Origin of the sequence: Paenibacillus sp. YIM B09110 (assembly GCF_037167145.1) — a bacterium.
Taxonomy (GTDB): Bacteria; Bacillota; Bacilli; order Paenibacillales; family Paenibacillaceae; genus Pristimantibacillus.
Genome location: NZ_JBANSP010000008.1, coordinates 127,919 through 145,349 on the forward strand (window position 1 = coordinate 127,919; position 17,431 = coordinate 145,349).

Below are 17,431 nucleotides of genomic sequence, written 5' to 3' on the forward strand. Positions count from 1 at the left end.
CTCTCACTCCCTACTTCTTCAACGTATCCGCGAACTTGCTGATGATCGCAGCCAACTCTTCCGGCTGCTCCACCATCCCCATATGACCGGATGACTCCAATAGGTGCCGAACAGCATGCTCACCAGCAGCCGAGAACGTGCTCTCCGCGGGAATGACCCCATCGGCTGCTCCCGCAACGAGCAACACCGGCAATGACGTTGACTTCACAACCTCTGTACGGTCCGGACGCTGCTTCATGCCTCTAGCCGTGCCGATCGCGCCTTGAAGCGAGGTTGCATAGCCGATCTGCTTGCCGCGCTCGATATCCGCTTGTCTAGCCGCGGCATGCTCCGGAGCGAACAGCTTCGGAATGAGCCCATCCACGAATGGCTTAATTCCGTCTTGCTGAAGCGACGCCGCAGCTTTGTCACGATTAAGCTTAGCCGCCTCACTGTCTTCTTTGGCTGTTGAATGGATAAGGCCAAATCCGCTTAAACGCTCATCATATTTCTCTGCGAAAGCAAGTGTAATATAACCGCCAAGCGAGTGGCCGAGCAGACATGCTTTGTCGATACTCAGCTTCTCCAGCAGCCCTGCCACATCGCCTGCATACATCTCCATCGCATACACTTCATCGTCTGATGCTGCACTTAAGCCATGCCCTCTTGCATCAGGCGCAATAACGCGCGCCGTACGCGACAAAGCGCCAACCACGCGTTCCCAATAGGCAGAGCTGCCGCAATACCCGTGCAGCAGGACGATTACATTGCCGCTCTCGGCAACATCAACCGGAGACGACAAGGAAGAGTCATAATATGCAAGCTCAATACCATTATTCAGCTCAACCTTAGCATTTGCTATCGAAATCAACTGTTGTTCTGCTTCGTTGCTCATCGTAGACACGCTCCTCTATACGTTTGTTTTTAGTATGGAATAGACGGCTTGATCGTTTCATCATCTTCACTTATCGCCCTAGCCCCAGGTTGACTCCAGGCTTTCTCTGCCGCTACGGCTACTTTGCCCGCCATCTGCATAACGAGGTGCAGCGACGTTGTCTGAAGTTTCCAATACGCTTTCGGACCATTCATGTTCACTACGCCGGCAATACTATAATGTCCTACCGACGGCAATTGTCTGCCTATTGCTTTGCCCGGCTGCAGCGCTCGTGCGGCAGCGATGAAGCTTCCAATCGACTTCGGATGCCCGAGACAGGCATCAACGGCAATTACCGTATCGCTTTCGACTATAGATGCCAGTGCCTGTGAAACGGTATGCGCGTCGCAAGGCTCTGCCAGGGTACCAATGATGCGCGGCCAACCGCGTTCATGAAGCAGCGTACCAACGAGCGGACCGAATGAATCACCCGTCGAACGATCAGTTCCGATACAGATGAATACAATGCGATTCCGATCAGGCTGATGTTCCGCAATGCTTTGGAAAAATTCAAGTAGTTCGTTATGGTCAAATTCAATTGTCATATTAATGCCTCGCACTCTATCGTTCCTCTATTCAGGTAATGCATTGATTGTATCCAATTTCGGGCTTCGCTTCAATTGATGAGCATCCAGTCTCAAAAAATGATACAATGTCGGAAGCACCTATATAAGACATGTGTTGCTATTCGAGCGGCACAGCAATTGAAGGAGGCATTATGATGAACAATCTAGAATCCCCAACCCAAGAAAACATCGAGTTCATGATCGAGACCATTAAAGCCAAGCTCAAGATGGCTTCAGCAGCCGCGATGCAGGCTTCTTCTTTTAAAGTTGAACAGTATGAGGATATTAAAGATCTATATGATGTTGTCGCATCGAAAGAAAAGTTCAGCATCAGCGAAGTGGAAGCGCTCGTGTCTGAGCTAGGCAAACTGCGGGGCAAATAGCATTTATTCTCAACCTATTTCGTCACCATTTTTTAACTTACATTTTATTCCATTAACAGACAATATATCACAGAAAACGACAAAAGAACCGAGCGCAGTTATGACATGACTGCCTCGGTTCTTTGTGATTGCTTCCTATTCTTGCTCATCTGCCGTCGTTTCAGCAGCTACAATAGACAACTTAATCGTAACGTCCTTAAGCTCTCCCTTGAGGAAGTGAGCGATTCGCTCCAGCTTATCCGCAAGCTGCGGCCCGCTAAGCGTCGTATTCAAGTGATAGTCGAAACTGTCGGCAGGCAGTCTTGTCTCCTGCATGTAAGACGGTTGACCTCTCCAGCCGCGTTCCCCATTTGCACCGCTTTGGTTCAATAATTGCTCCTGGACAGGATAGAATTTATCGGATTTGTTCACTACACGTTCGTAAATGCGCAGCTTCTTCAACAGCATATAATATTGAGCGGAATGCTTGAAATTCCAAGCCTCTCGAATGTCCTTCAGCGTGTAATCCATCTTCCAACGTTTCAACTTCTCTACTTGCTCGTCTGTGCTCAGCTCCAAAAACTCATCTAACGGAATCATCTTCTCGGTCATATCGATCCTCCTGATTAATTGTAAGTAAAGTCAACAAAGTGAATTATGCAATAAGCAAAGTTTTCATATAAAAAATACCATAAATTTTTGCAGTTTACAAATTAATAATTTATTATTAAACAGACAACTGTATATTAAAGGTCGTTTTTTTCAAAACGAAAAAGAAGAAGCAACCGGATTGGCATGCTTCTTCAAATATTGTTTAAACCTTTTGCAAGCCCATTGAAGAAAGGAATCGTTCGAAAGCGGCAGCGCCATCGGCAGTCCGTTTGAAGACGCCGGCATCCTTCAGCACCTCAAGAAACTTATCACCGGTCTCTGCTTCCACGATTTTTTGCGCCTGTTCAGGCGTGCAAGCCGTTCCGAACCGTGCTACAAGCTCTCTCAGCCATGCTGCATGCTTGTTCAGCGGGTGCATTGCTTCGTCCAGCCCCGCGTCGCCAGCGTCGCTCTCCCCCGTCAAATAGGCAGCGATCTGCTCCAGCTCCTCCTTCAATCGTCCCGGAAGAACCGCAAGACCCATCACTTCGATAAGGCCGATATTTTCCTTCTTGATGTGATGCAGATGCTTATGCGGATGGAAGATGCCGTCCGGATGCTCTTCGCTCGTACGGTTGTTGCGAAGGACAAGATCAAGCTCATATTCGCCGTCATCTCTCAGACGGGCGATCGGCGTGATTGTATTGTGCGGAATGCGAATACCGCCTTCCTGCTCCGTAAAGGCCCGAACATCAGCTGCCTCGTCGCTATAGCCCCGCCACTCATCTAGCATGCGGCAAGCTGCGCTGTGCACCTCTGTCTTGTCGGCGCCAGACAGACGAACGACCGACATTGGCCAGCTCACGATGCTATAGCTTACACCCGGATGTTTCGGATCGGTGAAGCTGCTGTCTGCGGGAGCAACCTCCATTGGGAACACGTGACGTCCGGCCTGGTAATGGTCATGGCTAAGAATCGAGCCGCCGACAATCGGCAGATCGGCGTTCGAGCCAACGAAATAATGCGGGAACTGTTCAACGAAATCAAGCAGTCTCGCGAATGAGGTATGCGTAATAACCATCGGCTCATCTTTGCCCTTGAACACGATGCTATGCTCGTTGTAATACACATAAGGAGAATACTGGAAGAACCATTCCTCTCCTTGAAGCGAGAGCGGCACGACACGCAAGTTTTGGCGAGCGGGATGATCGGCACGGCCTGCATAACCTACGTTGGCGATGCTGAGCAGGCTCTTCGGATATTTGGACTGCGGAAGCGTCTTAAGCAGCGCAATTTCTTTCGGATCCTTCTCCGGCTTCGACAGATTAATCGTAATCTCCAGCTTCCCGTACTCGGTTGGGTGAAGCCAATAGTTGTTCTTGCGAATGCGGTCCATTCGAATGTAGTTCGAATCGATGCTCAGACGGTAGAAGGCGTCTGTTGCCGCCTTAATGCCTTCTGAGGCAGTCAGACGCTGGAATGCGGCAGCAGCCTCGGAAGCTCGCGGCATGATGAGCCCCATTATTCTCGCATCAAGCAAATCACGGAACGTCGTCGTATTGTCAGGGATAAGCCGGATGGCATAGCCGTAATCAAGCAGCGGCTCGAGCAGCTCCACGGCGCTATCCAACTGCTCGGTAGGGACCTCTCCCTCCATTGGCTCGGTGAATTGGAACAGATCAAGCAAGGCGTTGCGGCCAGCATGCACATCAAGCGATTCAATCATGCCCCGCTGCTTCGCGAATTGAAGCAGTCGTTCTATAAGCAGAAGCGCATCTTCGGCACTCACGGCTGGTGCCTGCGCTTGCAGTTCGGTTGTCATACGGTATTGCTCCCTTCTCTATCTGAAACAGCTATCGCCGTCAGAAGACGGCGATAGCTGACGTATTACTTGTCGTTATAACCGTTCGGATTAGCCGAATGCCAGTTCCAAGCGCTTTGAATAATGTCTTCGAGCTTGTTGCGCTTCGGATTCCAGCCAAGCTCCTTGCGAGCGCGATCCGACGAAGCGACGAGCACGGCAGGATCGCCTGCGCGGCGAGCTTCCATAACTGCTGGAATTTCTTTGCCCGTTACGGCACGCGCGATGTCGATCACTTGCTTAACCGAGAAGCCTTGGCCGTTGCCAAGGTTGTAGACAGCGCTGTCCGCTCCGCTGCGAAGGCGGTCTACTGCAAGCACATGCGCATCAGCCAAGTCGCTTACGTGGATGTAGTCGCGGATACAAGTGCCGTCTTCCGTAGCGTAGTCTTCGCCGAATACCGAAATATGCGGACGCTGTCCAAGCGCTGCTTGAAGCACGATAGGAATCAGATGCGTCTCCGGGCTGTGATCCTCGCCGATCTTGCCGCTCTCATGAGCGCCTGCTGCGTTGAAGTAGCGCAGCGATACGAACTTGATGTTGTGGGCCACATCGAACCACTTCATCATTTTCTCCATTGCAAGCTTCGTTTCGCCATATGCGTTCGTCGGAAGCGTACGATCGAATTCGTCGATCGGCACGTTCTCAGGCTCGCCGTAAGTAGCCGCAGTTGACGAGAATACGATTTTGCGGACATTGTATTCATTCATCTTCTCAAGCAGGCACAACGTACCGAATACGTTATTGTGATAGTACTTGCCAGGGTCCTTCATGCTCTCTCCGACCAGCGAATTCGCCGCGAAGTGGATGACCGCATCGATCTCGTTCTCTTGGAACACGCGGTCTAGAAATGCCGCGTCGCGAAGATCGCCTTCATATAGCTTGCCGCCAAGCAGGGCTTGCTTATGCCCTTGCTGCAGATTGTCCGCAACGACGATTTCTTCGCCGCGCTCCTGCAATGCCGCTACTGCGTGGGAACCGATATATCCGGCTCCTCCCGTTACTAATACTGCCATTGTTCATTTCCCCTCTCTACAGTTCGTTAATTGTTATTGCCCGTACCTTATATAGCGTTACACCAAGCGCTCTACACCGTTGCCGATGGAGCATACATAGAAGTCGGCTTTCAGGCCGGTAGCCTCCGTATATTTGCTTCCTACTTCTTCTTTGAACGCTTCGATGCTGTCTTCATGAACTAGCGATACCGTACATCCGCCAAAGCCGGCTCCCGTCATACGCGATCCGAGAACGCCAGGCACTTGCCGTGCCGCCGCTACCATCGAGTCAAGCTCATGACCGGTCACTTCGTACAGATCGCGAAGCGAATCATGCGAACCGTTCATTAGTTGTCCGAATTGCTTCAGATCGTTTGCGCGAAGCGCTGTGATCGATTGAAGCACACGGTCGATTTCTTCCACGACATGCTGCGCTCTATTACGTACGATGTCGCTCTTGATCAAATGTTTGGACGAATTGAACTGATCAAGGCTAAGCTGTCCGAGCAAAGTCAGGTCCGGATAAGCGGCCTTCAACTCCTCCACAGCTTGATCGCACTCGCTGCGGCGTTCATTGTATTTGGAATCGACAAGACCGCGGCGTTTGTTCGTATTGCCGATCACGAGCTGGTAACCGCCCGGTTGGAACGGGATGAGTTCGTATTCCAACGTATCGCACATAAGCAAAATGGCATGGTCCGCTTTGCCGTTCGCGACCGCGAACTGATCCATAATGCCGCTATTGACGCCGTTGAATTCGTTCTCCGACTTCTGCGACAGAAGGGCGATCTTCACCTTGTCGATCTCGAGCCCTTCCAGCGTTTGCAGCGCGAATGCCGTTACGACCTCGATGGACGCCGAGGAGGACAAGCCTGCGCCGTTCGGAATCTCGCCATGGTAGAGCAAGTCATAGCCGTTCTTGAACGTGACGCCGCTTTGCTGCAGCATATAGACAATGCCTTTCGGGTAGTTCATCCAGTCGTCCGCGTCATCGTATGCGATTGATTCAATGGAGAACTGCTTCGATGTCGGGAAGTTCGTCGTTGCCAGACCGAGCTTGTTATCGTCGCGCTTGCGGATAATTAACGTCGTTCCGAAAGTTAATGCTGCCGGAAATACGTAGCCGCCATTGTAGTCCGTATGCTCGCCAATAAGATTGACGCGGCCCGGTGCGTGGAATACTGCGATTTCATTACTGCCTTCGCCGTATTGCTGTATAAATTGTTGTGTCAGCGCTTGGAGATTTGCCATTTGCTATCACGATCCTTTTTCTCTCGAATGTAGTTCAGCTATTGCTGGGTCGGCGTGGCCGCCGTTTTGACGGATCAACCGTTTGTTTCTGAACTTAGTATAAAATAACTGCCCCGAAAACAAAATGGCTCGAAGTGCTCTTTATATGGATTTATGTGACTTTCGCACCTCTGTCCGGACATGCTATCATGTTCTTAACGCTTTAAATGTTACGGATTTCAACTAAATGGGTAAAGCAGGTGTAAAGTCAGATGCAGCAAGAAATGTATGTGGTTGCGTCCAACCCGGTACACGCGCAGGGCGAGCATGCGCGGCTGAATGTATTGTTCGCAGGCGAGAGCCAGACGAAGCCCTCCCACCGGCTTGGTCCGAAGGTGTACGACTTCTATCTCATGCACATTGTGCTGGAAGGAGAAGGCGTCTTCCAATTGGAAGGGAAGAGACATTCTCTTGCCGCGGGAGACACGTTCCTTATTGAGCCGAAGCAGCTCATCAGCTATGAATCGGACAGTTCCAATCCATGGCGCTATCGCTGGGTCGCCTTCAGCGGCGAGCATGCTGCCGAGCTCGTTGCGGCTGCCGGCTTCCAAGCAGACCAGCAAGTGATCGGCATGGCGAAGTGGAAGCGGGCAGCCCTCCTATTCCGACGCATCTACCAGACGTTCAAGGTCGGCGGTGCTGATGCGCAGCTATCGGCAACTGGCCATCTGCATCTGCTGCTGGCCGAATATATGAAGGCGCTGCATGCTGCCGGCGGCGACGACTCGGTTCGTACCGCTCACGGCCAAGGGGACTTGCTGCTGCAGCAAATGATCCATTACTTGTCGTCGCAATACACGCACCCTGTATCGATCGAGCAAATGGCGGAGTCGCTGGGGTATAACCGCGCCTACCTGTCCCGCTTCTTCAAGCAGCGGACGGGAGTATCGCCGGTTACCTTCCTGCTCAAGCTGCGCATCGACAAAGCGCGTCACATGCTTCGTGAGCGTCCTGAGCTCACCGTTGAGCAAATATCAGCTTCCGTCGGCCTTCAGGATGCATTGTATTTTTCCAAGCAATTTCGCAAGCTATACGGTCAATCGCCTACCGCCTACCGCGACTCCATGAGAAATTTGCGCCAATCCTAAGGCAAGACACCTGCGCCAGCGTTATTTCATCCCTTAAAAACGATCATATTAGCCATAATTCGGGCATACTACGAGCGGGAGTGATGATCTATGAAGGAGCTGTATACAGGACATTTGTATTGGCCTGGAACGATGGGAGACTCATTGGAGCAGCCTGCGCTTAACCAAAATATATCAGTCGAAGTCGCCGTTATCGGAGGCGGCATGTCGGGCTCGATCTGCAGCCATGTGCTTGTCCAAAGCGGCTTATCCGTCGCCTTGCTCGAGCGCGGCGAGATTGCTGGCGGAAGTACTTCCGCCAATACGGGCATGCTGCAATTTTGCAATGACGTCATGTTATGCGATCTCATCGATCAGATTGGGCACAAGGACGCAGTTGCTTTCTACAGAGCATGCAAGGAAGCTGTCGATATGATTGATTCAACTGTGAACCAGCTTGCGGTTGATGTAGGGTTCAAGCGAAGAAGCAGCTTGTATTACGCTTCAAGCGAACAGGATCTGCCAAAGCTGAAGAAGGAATACGAAGCTCTTCATCACAATGGCTTTGATGTTGAGTTCTGGGATGGAGACAAGATTGCGAAGCATTTTCCTTTCCGCAAGTCAGGGGCCATTGTCACCCATGGAGATGCAGCAATCAACCCGTACCGGTTCGTCAGCACCTTGGCGCGACATGCAGTAGACGCAGGCTTGCAGGCGTATGAGCATACCGATATTGTAGACCATCGTACGCTGGAGAACGGCGTTCACTTGCTGCGTTCAGCAGACGGTTATGAAGTTGAAGCGAAGCATGTCATCTATGCGATTGGCTATGAACCGGAAGAGCTTCGTGGCAAGCTGATCAAAGCAAGCTTGAACCGCTCCTTCGCAATCGTAACAGGTGTTCAGCAAAGCCTTGCTGATTGGCATCAACATTTCTTAATATGGGAAACCGCTCGTCCCTATCTGTATATGCGTACAGATGATCATAACCGCGTCATTGTCGGGGGACTTGACGAAGAGATCGAGCAGCCGCTGCACGATGCCCAAAAGCAACAAAAGCATAGCGAGAAGCTTTATGATCAAATGCGGTCGCTGTTCCCAATGCTTGAAGCGCCTGTCGAATACGAATGGAATGCCACCTTCGGCGAGTCGCGCGACAACCTGCCGTTCATTGGCGAAGATCCGGCTTGGCCAAACGTGTTCTACTGCCTCGGATATGGAGGCAACGGCTCGATCTATAGCATGATAGCCGCCCACCTGCTGCGCGATCAAATTAAAGGAATCTCGAATGACCTTTCGAAGGTCGTAGCTCTAGACCGCAAGTCGTTGAGCCGTGTGTAGTTCTGTAATTTTAAAAAAACCGCCTGATTAGCCCCGTTCCGAAAGCGGCCAATCAAGCGGTTTTTTTCCTTAAGCACCGGCTACAATTAATGATGCGCCGCAGCCGCGAAATACAGCTTCCGCAGCCCCAAGACGCGATAGGTCTGGACCGCCGTCCTTATCCAGCAACGACTTGCTCTCATCCGTTTCGACGATCAGTACGAGAGAGCCCTCGCTTATCGCCTGCGAGCATATTTTGGTCTCTTCGTCATCGAGACCAAGCGCGTGAAGAGAACTCGAATGCTCGTCTGTATCGAATAACGTGAACGCGGCAAGCGCAGCCGGAAATCCGCCGAGGGCCGTTCCCGGTCCCCAGGTGCTCGCACCATAGGCGGCAACCGTTCCAGCGCCGCCAAAGCCTGCCGCCTCCCCCATTGCCAAGCTTCCAATCCCGAGTCCATGCCCGAATCGATTGCCGTCTGTGTCCTCCAGCTCCCGCATCTCGTCCGCATGCACATCGCTCTCCGCCTCGATACGTCTGGAATGCTCCGCATCCTTCGCAAGCACCTTCAATTCACCAGTAACGAACCCTGCCTGCTCCAACTGTTCTATTGCTTCAATAACTTGCTGCTGGCTTTCAAACACGCCGATTTTTCTAGCCATCTCGTTCCATAACCCCCTAATTCGCAAGAATAGAGCAAGGATTCTGCCTGTGCACCTGAATCATTGCTGCTTTAGCTATCTTTGTTATGCCCCTCTGAGGCGGGATTGAGTCGTATTTTGGCATATGAATGGATATTTTGACTATTGCTCGCATATTGTGAGGCGCAGGTTGTGCATACTTGCGGTTCGGGTTATGATGAAGGAATGAGTATGGAAAAAAACGGACAAGCAGGAGGCCAAACGATGATACATCGGATGCTTCGCTACCCCTCAGGCTGGGAGTGGCATGTCCTTCAGCAAGCAGGGCATCGTCCACTACAGAAAGAGCCTCTGCCGAGCCGCAAGGATTCCGCCAAACAAACGGCCACAGCCTTATTGGATAAGAGCGCATTAGAGCTTGCCGAACATGCAACAGAGCAATCGGAAGCCGAACAACATATAGAGCAAACGAAGAAGCTGTTCCCGGAATGCGCCAATTGGATGGACGTCTGCGAGGAGCGGCGCACGAATCAAATTATCGTAGAGGATACGAGCGAGCAAGGGCCGGTCATCTACGGCACGCTTATGTTTCAAATATCCGAGCACTCCGAAGACGTTCAGCCGTTCCACTTCTGGCTGACAAGCAAACGGCTCATTACCATTCATGACGATATACGTTTGCCGCTGCGGCTGCAGTCAAATGCGCAGACGAAGAAGCTGGGCGAATGCGATACGGCGCCGGAAGCGCTATTCGCGATGATGAGCGTCATCCTGGAACCTTTCCATGAAGGACTTGACGGCTTCGAAGCAAGGCTTGGCGAGCTTGAATCGTCGATGCGCAACGAGAACCGTACGGGCCTGATCGATATTATTTTCGAACGGAGATACGATCTGCTCCATTGGAGCCATCTATTCATTCCCATCCGCGAGCTGCACGGGGCTGCCAAGGAAGCATTCATGAACGATCTGATGGAAACGGAGAGCTTTAAGCGGATTACGCATAAGCTTGACCGGATCGAACTGCTGCTCAAGCATTATGCGCTTGAGATCGATACGCTCATCTCGATGGACGATGCGATCTCCAACTTCCGCGGCAACGACATCATGAAGACGCTGACGATCTTCACCGTCCTGTTCCTGCCCGCTACGATTGCTGGCTCGCTCTGGGGAAGCAACTTCATCAAGCTGCCATGGAAAGATGATTCTTGGGGCTTCGCCTTGATGGTCACGATAATCGTCGTAATCACGGCGATTATCTACGTCTGGTTATGGAAGAAAGGCTGGACCGGCGATTTACTTCACGGCCGCAAGCCGCAGACAATTACTGGACAAGAGCCGCCGAGCCGACTTAGCCGCTCTAATCGGCATCGGATGAAGTCTAACAGCCAGCCGCCCCGTTCGACCGTTCAGGAACTGGCTGCCTTGTCTTCCGATCAGTCTTCACAGCCGTTGCTTAGCCGTTCCCGCAAGAAACGCCCTTAATAATAACAAGAAGAGTCCGGCGCTGCACTTTGCAGCTAACCGGACTCTTCTTCATTCGATCTTTTATTACAGCTTTACTGGCAAGCCCGTCAGCGCCGACTGATTCGCCGCTATCGTAACGCGGTGCGTCAGCCATGCATCCTCATAGGTGGAACGAATGCGCGATACATCGCCCGTCCTTACCGCGTGGAGGAAAGCTTCATTCTCAAGCTCATATGGATTCGTTCGATTCGCGTATTCCGTTTTGCGCCCAGCTTCCACATCGAGCAGTCCCCCATGACTGAGCTCCAATACGCCTTTATTCGTATAAATATGAAGGCCTGCCCGGTCTCCCGCCGGAATTGCGCAAGTATTGCTGATTGTTGCCACAGCCCCATTCACAAGCTTCAAGGTTACAGTGCCTACATCCGGAACAGTAACGCCTTGCTCTACATCAGCCACTATGCGGGAGCCATATGCGGCATACACTTCGCTTACTTCACCTAGCGTATAACGCAGCAAGTCAACGATATGCGTGGTTTGCTCCACGAATTGACCGCCGGATCCCTCCATCTTACGCCACCAGCTTACACCTGGCATTGAACCCATCCAGTAACCGAGCGCCATACCGACAGTACGCTCGCGTAACAGTTCTTGGGCACGGCTCGTTCCGTCCATATAGCGGAAGTGATAGCCGACAGAAGTAATCAGCTTCTTGCTCTCGATTTCCTTAAGCAATTCGGCAGGTGTCTGTTCGTCTGCAGCAAGCGGCTTCTCTACTAGGAACGGGATACCGCGTTCCACTAACGCCCTTTCGATCTCACCATGCGCGAACGGCGGTACGCATATGTATACCGCATCCAGCTTGCGGTCATCCAGCATCGTATGTATAGAGCTATAACCTCTAGCGCCCTCGTATTTGGCCGCCTCCTGATCCGCTTTCTCTTGCGAAGTGGCCGTGAATGCGGCAACCTTAACGCCCTCTAGCTTCGCCAGCTTCTCGGCATGCATACGGCCGAACCAGCCCGTGCCGACGATTCCAATGTTCAATGTCATCGATATGGCTCCTCTCGCCTATTGATATGGTCAAGCATAAAAGGCTTCTTTCCTATATTTTAAATTATACGTGTCGCACTCAAGATGTACAACCAATCGAACATGAACGTTTCTCTTTACCTACCCAATAAATCCGCAGGTACCTATTGCAGCTCCGCTTCATACTATACAACAACGATAGACCGGAATGAATGAACGGAGGGATGCCGATGGGAGTCACGATGCGTAAGTCAACGAGAGCGCAGGAGCTTGATTTGCGTACCGCCATGTTTCTGGCTGCGGTTTGCGGACAAACCTATGTGCAGTTCAACAATTACGCGGATGGCTTGTTTCTAGCTCCACGAGGATACAGCTTAGTTGGAGAATTCAAGGCCAGTGCGTATGACAGCAACGAAGAACGATTCGGCTTTGTACTGACAAGCGAGCAAGCATCCGTCCTTGCATTTCGCGGAAGCGGTTCAGCAGAAGACTGGGTTGCCGACTTCATCGCTCAGCAGACGGTATACCGCCCTGTCAAAAATGCGGGGCAAACGCATAAGGGCTTCACCGACATCTATATGTCGACGCGCAATGAAGTGCTCGCGCTCCTCCAGACACTGCCTGCCGACAAGCCGCTGTTTATTACCGGGCATAGTCTCGGCGGCGCGCTCGCAACGCTCGCAGCCATCGATATAGCAAGCAATACGGCGATCCGCTCCCCCATCGTGTATACGTTCGGGGCTCCAAGGGTAGGCGATCCGAAATTCGTCCGTGCCTATAATACGATTATCGATACGCATTGGCGCTTCCAGAACGAGTTCGATATTGTCCCGCATTTGCCTCCGCACGTCTATCAATCTCCGAAGACAAAACAAACGTATTATTACCTCCATGTCAAAGGCGAAGTGAAACGGTCGTTCAGAATGGGTTCTATTTCTGGGAATCATATCTTATCCAGTTATTTCGCCGATCTAGTGAAAGAAGATCCCGCATTTGCCGTCTTGGTATGCAGCGAGCCTCCAGGCTGGTGCCCGGCTGTAGAGTAATAAAGTTTTTTGGCTACAAAAAAAACGCATTTCCGCAGAAGCCATCAGCCAGAAAGCTGGTTGAATCGCAGGGAATGCGTTTTTTTTAAGAATTAAGCAGGCAACACATAAAGCAATATCGCAAAGAAGTGGACGATCGAGCCGCCCAATACGAACAGATGCCATACCGCATGATGATAAGGGAAGCTGCGCCACATATAGAACACTGTTCCGAATGTGTACAATAAGCCGCCGGTTATGAGCATTTGCACACCGCCTGGCGCCAAATGCGTCGTTAGCGGCTTCCAGGCGAACACGATGATCCAGCCCATTGCAATATAGACGAGTGTAGAAGTGAACAGAAACCTCGAAGCGAAGAAGGACTTGAATATAACGCCGGCTACCGCCGCGCCCCATACGATTCCGAACAGCACCCAACCAAGCGTGCCTTGCACGATGTGAAACAGAATAGGCGTATACGTACCGGCAATGAATACATATATGAATGAATGATCAAGCGCCTCGAATACCCGCTTCGCCTTCCCTGCCGGGAAGCTATGTACGAGCGTTGACGCCAAATAGAGCAGCAGCATCGCCGAGCCGTATATCGTGAAGCTAACGACGTGCATGGCTGTCCCCTTCAACGATGAGAACACGATAAGCAGCACGAGCGCCGCTATGCTTAACATTGCGCCGATGCCATGCGTAACCGCATTCGCGACTTCCTCGCGCTTCGTATACGTATGCGTATTGGCCATACTGATAACCACCTCCAACCTTACTTGATGATTATCAGTTTAAAGCATCATAGCCACCCTTTCAACCATCCCCGGACGGAGTCGATCGTTTTGTCCAAGTTGCAGATCGCTTGCTCGTCCGTATAAGGCTTCGTATGGCGAAAATAATCGGCATGCCCGCCAACCGTCGGAATGCCCTCTACATAACCGGGAGCGAACTTCAACCGATTCCATCTTGGCATCGCGCGACCCGCCGCCGTCCAGCCTCCCCAGCTTCCGATCCGGCTAATCGGATCGTTCAGCTTGCCGGTACCGTCAACGGAATGGAAGTAGCTCACGCGCGCTTGCAGCTTAGGATGAATCGGCGTCTTCGGCGATCCGACCTGTACGATGCGTATGTCGTTATCCTCACCGTATTCCTCCATCATCCTCGCAGCCTGATAGGCTGCCGCGCCGCCGCCGCTATGTCCGATCAGCAGCATACGCTTGCCATTCTCATTCAACTGTTTAATATGTTGGAACGCCCGGCGTCCGCCTATCCGTCCAGCAGTCATACGATTCGACAGATCGCTCCGCACCTCAACCACTTGCCTGACCAGACTTTGGCTCGCATCACCATAAGGAAAGAGCACATGAATGCGAGGCTCAATGCCGTCTTCTCGAAACAGCTTATCCAGTTTTTTGCGGCATTCGTTGAAAGCACAGGTTGTTGTTGCCACGCCGGCAAGCAAATATATGCTAAGCGATGATGTAGAATTGTTCGCCGTCATAACAGATCCCTCCGAATTCAGAAGAAGTTGTAATTACATTATGCGGGAGCTCGCGGTAAATCATGCTTCGATGTAAATGTCAGTTCCTTCTATTCTAAGCTTAAGGCCGAATACAGCAGCCGCATCTCGAAGCGGTATCGCCTTCATGAACCGATAGACGCGCTGTCTGCCCTTCGCTTCCATTCCGCTCCATACTTTGCGTTGCAGGACAGGCAACCGCACAGCTTTCCCTGCTTCTGCCGCACTCCGTTCCATAACCGCGACTAGATTCCCTTTGCCGCTCTGCTGAATTCGAACGTTCAGATGAAGCAGCTCTCGGTAAAATTGCTCGTCCGCGTACAAACGGCCTCGTTCAGCGAACAAAGCGCCTCTGTACGTGAATCGCTGATGGACCGGCTTGCCTTCGAGAGACGGATCAGACGCTGCGCTTATAAAGTGCTTGATTTCGGAAACGCCTGCAGCCTCTTTGCCCATTGATGTCGTCACTCGATAGGCCTCTCGCAATGCCGGTTCGGTTGCGATGGAATAATCATTCACTCTTCGTGATTTATTGTATGCCGTTACATTGTTAACGTCGAAATAAAAAACGGCTTTGACACGCGGATATTTGTGCTCCAGGCTGCCGTACAGCCGCTTGATCTTCGCTGCCGCGAAACCGATATCGTACGCATGATCAGTCGTATTATAATGCGTAACGCCAAACTCCGATAATTGAATCGGCTTTCTAGCGCTGAATCGATTGTAGACGGTATCCAGCAGATCTAGCGGATCTTCGAACGCAGCAGGTTCATCTTCGTTGCCATTATGATACTTCACATTATATACGTTGACTCCTACCCAATCGACGTAAGCATCGCCCGGATAGAAACGCTCGATCGGCTTCTCCGGCACCGTCAGCACCGTCCATACCATGGCAACATTCGATGCCAGCTCCGCGAATCGATCGTGTACAAGCCGCCACTTCTGCTTATACATAGCGGGATCACCGCCATAGGCAGTCCAAGTACCGTTCATTTCCGATGCAAATCGCAGAAACATAGGTACCCTTGCCTCGCTTGCCTCCTGGGCGAACTGTCTCAAATACGCATCATCCTGCACCTGTGCAAGCCCCTTATTCGGTTCCCAGGCGATATGGGGGAAGGCACCAACGGACTTCACCTGCTCCACCCATTCCTTCGGGAAGGGTTGTCCATAACCAACATATTTGAAGAAACTTGCATGCGTACGCCCCGTTAACTTGTTAAAAGAATTCATGCTGCTCGCAATCGCTTCATCTTGTAGTACATACGCACCTAGATAAGCGCCCGTTTCAGGCTCTGCCTTCGCCAATTTGTACCACGCCTCTGCCCAGTTGACATGAATGGTCCAATCCTGCTTCTCCACAATCGGTACATTCCCAGCACCCATTACGGATTGAACAGGAGATAGAAGAAGAAGGAAAAGGGCTGCAACGAGGCAATATATTATCCTGTTATGATTCAATAACGGTCACCTCCGACTTTCTTTTCAAAGCTTTTGCAGTCCGATGACTCGTTATTCGGGAATATGGGAAAACAAAAAGAGCGATAAGGCCGCCTCGCTTAATGGCCCTTCGCTCTATTGGTACTGCTATTCTGGCTAAGCTGGCATTACACACCCATTTTTTTGCGCTGATTGTTAACCTTCTTCGTGTTCTGGCTCTTCAATTCTTGCGTGCCGGTCGTATGATTCTTCTGACCAGGCAGCCCATCTTGCGCTTGTTTCTTCTGAGCAAGCAGTTGCTTGGCACGTTCAGCTTGAGTCAGCTTCTTCGGCTCTTCAGCCGCTCCATTTTGTTCGTTCGTAGACATAGGTTCACCTCGCTTTATGCTCCACATCATTCTTATTCTACTACAGTTATAAATCTGGTAAAAGATCCTTTGCGAAGTCGGGCGACAGCTTGTACCGACCAATTCGTATTTTCGGCCAGCCGTTCGATTGGTTCCGTCGTCACAATGACAGCCCGCGCGGCAAAACGCCTCATGCTTCGCAGCATTTCAAGCTGCTCGTCCTCGGGGAGAACCGAGCATAAATTATAGGGCATATCGATAATGGCCGCATCGTAATGACCCGTCAGCCCGCGCATATCGGCAAGCTTCACCCGATCAGCATAGCCGAAATGCGCAAGGTTCATTCTTGCGCCGCGCACGGCCAGCGGGTTGAGATCAACACCTTCGATATCGATCCCCATCGACATCGCTTCAATCAACACCGTTCCGATGCCGCAGCACGGATCGATAAGCTTCACAGCTTCCGCACGTCCCGGCGCTGCAATATTAACGATTGCTCTGGCCGCCCGGACAGGAAGCGCAGTGGAATAGTTCTGCGGCTTCTTCTGATGCTCCAGCCAAATCGCGTCATTGTCCTCGCAGAGGCCGAACAGCCAACGGCCATTCAGCCGAATAAGTCCGAACAATCGATTCGGCGTTCGCATCTCTGCTTTTCCGCGTATTGCTGCCCCTGCCTGCCGCTCTAGCTGTCTGCGTTCCTCATAGGTTATTGATGAATCGCCAGATGCTTGCGTGAATACGACCTTGAAGGTCTCGCCTTCACCCAGCCCTACTTCAGGAAGCAGCTCGACCAGCTCCTCCATGCTTCCCGCAGACAGCTGGACATGAATCTTTCTTCGAATGAACGGACTGCGATTGGCGGCAATATCAATATCGCTCTGGGCAATGCCGTCCGTGCACGGCTGAGCAAGCAGCAAGCTTAGCTCCAGCTGACATAACTCCGTCTCGTCCTCGTGGCAAGCATAGGTGTATATGAACATGGTGCGCC

General features: G+C 51.7%; 18 protein-coding genes. 5 read left to right on the forward strand and 13 right to left on the reverse strand.

Translation table 11 applies throughout. From position 1 onward, the window contains the following. Positions 1-10 precede the first annotated feature (10 nt). Together V8F51_RS14465 and yyaC are read right to left on the reverse strand one after the other, a co-directional pair. Complete coding sequence (locus tag V8F51_RS14465) at positions 11-874, reverse strand: alpha/beta fold hydrolase (protein ID WP_337100986.1); 864 nt, start codon at positions 872-874, stop codon at positions 11-13. Between the two features lie 29 nt (positions 875-903). Then, a complete protein-coding gene (gene yyaC / locus V8F51_RS14470) occupies positions 904-1,458 on the reverse strand; it encodes a spore protease YyaC (RefSeq protein ID WP_337100987.1) in 555 nt (184 codons plus the stop codon). A gap of 176 nt (positions 1,459-1,634) precedes the next feature. Here yyaC and V8F51_RS14475 point away from each other — a divergent pair, with 176 nt between their 5' ends. Continuing rightward, complete coding sequence (locus V8F51_RS14475) at positions 1,635-1,862, forward strand: DUF1128 domain-containing protein (RefSeq protein WP_337100988.1); 228 nt, start codon at positions 1,635-1,637, stop codon at positions 1,860-1,862. Positions 1,863-1,997: 135 nt separating this feature from the next. Here the strand turns inward: V8F51_RS14475 and V8F51_RS14480 are convergent, their stop codons facing one another. The 4 genes from V8F51_RS14480 to V8F51_RS14495 form a co-directional block, all read right to left on the reverse strand. Further along, positions 1,998-2,453 (reverse strand): hypothetical protein, encoded by a 456-nt coding sequence (locus V8F51_RS14480; protein WP_337100989.1) that lies wholly within the window; start codon positions 2,451-2,453, stop codon positions 1,998-2,000. A gap of 202 nt (positions 2,454-2,655) precedes the next feature. Further along, positions 2,656-4,254 (reverse strand): UDP-glucose--hexose-1-phosphate uridylyltransferase, encoded by a 1,599-nt coding sequence (locus tag V8F51_RS14485; RefSeq protein ID WP_337100990.1) that lies wholly within the window; start codon positions 4,252-4,254, stop codon positions 2,656-2,658. A gap of 65 nt (positions 4,255-4,319) precedes the next feature. Then, complete coding sequence (galE, locus tag V8F51_RS14490) at positions 4,320-5,309, reverse strand: UDP-glucose 4-epimerase GalE (protein WP_337100991.1); 990 nt, start codon at positions 5,307-5,309, stop codon at positions 4,320-4,322. A gap of 57 nt (positions 5,310-5,366) precedes the next feature. Then, positions 5,367-6,539, reverse strand: coding sequence for a galactokinase (locus V8F51_RS14495; RefSeq protein ID WP_337100992.1), 1,173 nt, complete (start codon positions 6,537-6,539; stop codon positions 5,367-5,369). Between the two features lie 251 nt (positions 6,540-6,790). On the opposite strand from V8F51_RS14495, the gene V8F51_RS14500 reads away from it, so the two are divergent. Next, complete coding sequence (locus V8F51_RS14500; RefSeq protein WP_337100993.1) at positions 6,791-7,666, forward strand: AraC family transcriptional regulator; 876 nt, start codon at positions 6,791-6,793, stop codon at positions 7,664-7,666. 90 nt (positions 7,667-7,756) lie between these two features. Beyond that, positions 7,757-8,986, forward strand: a complete 1,230-nt coding sequence (locus tag V8F51_RS14505) for an NAD(P)/FAD-dependent oxidoreductase (protein ID WP_337100994.1) — start codon at positions 7,757-7,759, stop codon at positions 8,984-8,986. A gap of 69 nt (positions 8,987-9,055) precedes the next feature. Here V8F51_RS14505 and V8F51_RS14510 read toward each other — a convergent pair whose 3' ends face one another. Then, positions 9,056-9,628, reverse strand: a complete 573-nt coding sequence (locus V8F51_RS14510; RefSeq protein ID WP_337100995.1) for a general stress protein — start codon at positions 9,626-9,628, stop codon at positions 9,056-9,058. 243 nt (positions 9,629-9,871) lie between these two features. Here V8F51_RS14510 and V8F51_RS14515 point away from each other — a divergent pair, with 243 nt between their 5' ends. Further along, on the forward strand, positions 9,872-11,089 hold the full coding sequence (locus V8F51_RS14515; protein ID WP_337100996.1) for a CorA family divalent cation transporter: 1,218 nt from the start codon (positions 9,872-9,874) through the stop codon (positions 11,087-11,089). A gap of 66 nt (positions 11,090-11,155) precedes the next feature. On the opposite strand, the gene V8F51_RS14520 is transcribed toward V8F51_RS14515, so the two are convergent. Then, positions 11,156-12,124 carry a Gfo/Idh/MocA family protein gene (locus tag V8F51_RS14520; RefSeq protein ID WP_337100997.1) on the reverse strand — a complete coding sequence of 323 codons (969 nt, stop codon included), beginning with the start codon at positions 12,122-12,124 and terminating at the stop codon, positions 11,156-11,158. Between the two features lie 209 nt (positions 12,125-12,333). Here V8F51_RS14520 and V8F51_RS14525 point away from each other — a divergent pair, with 209 nt between their 5' ends. After that, positions 12,334-13,149, forward strand: a complete 816-nt coding sequence (locus V8F51_RS14525) for a lipase family protein (protein WP_337100998.1) — start codon at positions 12,334-12,336, stop codon at positions 13,147-13,149. A 92-nt stretch (positions 13,150-13,241) separates the two neighbouring features. On the opposite strand, the gene trhA is transcribed toward V8F51_RS14525, so the two are convergent. The 5 genes from trhA to V8F51_RS14550 form a co-directional block, all read right to left on the reverse strand. Continuing rightward, a complete protein-coding gene (gene trhA / locus V8F51_RS14530) occupies positions 13,242-13,886 on the reverse strand; it encodes a PAQR family membrane homeostasis protein TrhA (protein ID WP_337100999.1) in 645 nt (214 codons plus the stop codon). Between the two features lie 47 nt (positions 13,887-13,933). Further along, positions 13,934-14,635 (reverse strand): hypothetical protein, encoded by a 702-nt coding sequence (locus tag V8F51_RS14535; protein WP_337101000.1) that lies wholly within the window; start codon positions 14,633-14,635, stop codon positions 13,934-13,936. Between the two features lie 60 nt (positions 14,636-14,695). Next, positions 14,696-16,042, reverse strand: a complete 1,347-nt coding sequence (locus V8F51_RS14540) for a glycoside hydrolase family 26 protein (protein WP_337101001.1) — start codon at positions 16,040-16,042, stop codon at positions 14,696-14,698. 221 nt (positions 16,043-16,263) lie between these two features. Continuing rightward, a complete protein-coding gene (locus tag V8F51_RS14545) occupies positions 16,264-16,464 on the reverse strand; it encodes a hypothetical protein (RefSeq protein WP_337101002.1) in 201 nt (66 codons plus the stop codon). Between the two features lie 32 nt (positions 16,465-16,496). Further along, positions 16,497-17,423: a TRM11 family SAM-dependent methyltransferase gene (locus V8F51_RS14550; RefSeq protein ID WP_337101003.1), complete on the reverse strand. Its 927-nt coding sequence runs from the start codon at positions 17,421-17,423 to the stop codon at positions 16,497-16,499. Positions 17,424-17,431 lie beyond the last annotated feature (8 nt).

Coding starts and splice junctions, on each gene's coding strand:
- V8F51_RS14505 (WP_337100994.1), top strand. CDS start 7,757: ATGAAGGAGCTGTATACAGGACATTTGTATTGGCCTGGAACGATGGGA.
- yyaC (WP_337100987.1), bottom strand. CDS start 1,458: ATGACAATTGAATTTGACCATAACGAACTACTTGAATTTTTCCAAAGC.
- V8F51_RS14550 (WP_337101003.1), bottom strand. CDS start 17,423: ATGTTCATATACACCTATGCTTGCCACGAGGACGAGACGGAGTTATGT.
- V8F51_RS14485 (WP_337100990.1), bottom strand. CDS start 4,254: ATGACAACCGAACTGCAAGCGCAGGCACCAGCCGTGAGTGCCGAAGAT.
- V8F51_RS14500 (WP_337100993.1), top strand. CDS start 6,791: ATGCAGCAAGAAATGTATGTGGTTGCGTCCAACCCGGTACACGCGCAG.
- V8F51_RS14475 (WP_337100988.1), top strand. CDS start 1,635: ATGAACAATCTAGAATCCCCAACCCAAGAAAACATCGAGTTCATGATC.
- galE (WP_337100991.1), bottom strand. CDS start 5,309: ATGGCAGTATTAGTAACGGGAGGAGCCGGATATATCGGTTCCCACGCA.
- V8F51_RS14480 (WP_337100989.1), bottom strand. CDS start 2,453: ATGACCGAGAAGATGATTCCGTTAGATGAGTTTTTGGAGCTGAGCACA.
- V8F51_RS14515 (WP_337100996.1), top strand. CDS start 9,872: ATGATACATCGGATGCTTCGCTACCCCTCAGGCTGGGAGTGGCATGTC.
- trhA (WP_337100999.1), bottom strand. CDS start 13,886: ATGGCCAATACGCATACGTATACGAAGCGCGAGGAAGTCGCGAATGCG.
- V8F51_RS14510 (WP_337100995.1), bottom strand. CDS start 9,628: ATGGCTAGAAAAATCGGCGTGTTTGAAAGCCAGCAGCAAGTTATTGAA.
- V8F51_RS14495 (WP_337100992.1), bottom strand. CDS start 6,539: ATGGCAAATCTCCAAGCGCTGACACAACAATTTATACAGCAATACGGC.
- V8F51_RS14525 (WP_337100998.1), top strand. CDS start 12,334: ATGGGAGTCACGATGCGTAAGTCAACGAGAGCGCAGGAGCTTGATTTG.
- V8F51_RS14465 (WP_337100986.1), bottom strand. CDS start 874: ATGAGCAACGAAGCAGAACAACAGTTGATTTCGATAGCAAATGCTAAG.
- V8F51_RS14520 (WP_337100997.1), bottom strand. CDS start 12,124: ATGACATTGAACATTGGAATCGTCGGCACGGGCTGGTTCGGCCGTATG.
- V8F51_RS14535 (WP_337101000.1), bottom strand. CDS start 14,635: ATGACGGCGAACAATTCTACATCATCGCTTAGCATATATTTGCTTGCC.
- V8F51_RS14545 (WP_337101002.1), bottom strand. CDS start 16,464: ATGTCTACGAACGAACAAAATGGAGCGGCTGAAGAGCCGAAGAAGCTG.
- V8F51_RS14540 (WP_337101001.1), bottom strand. CDS start 16,042: ATGGGTGCTGGGAATGTACCGATTGTGGAGAAGCAGGATTGGACCATT.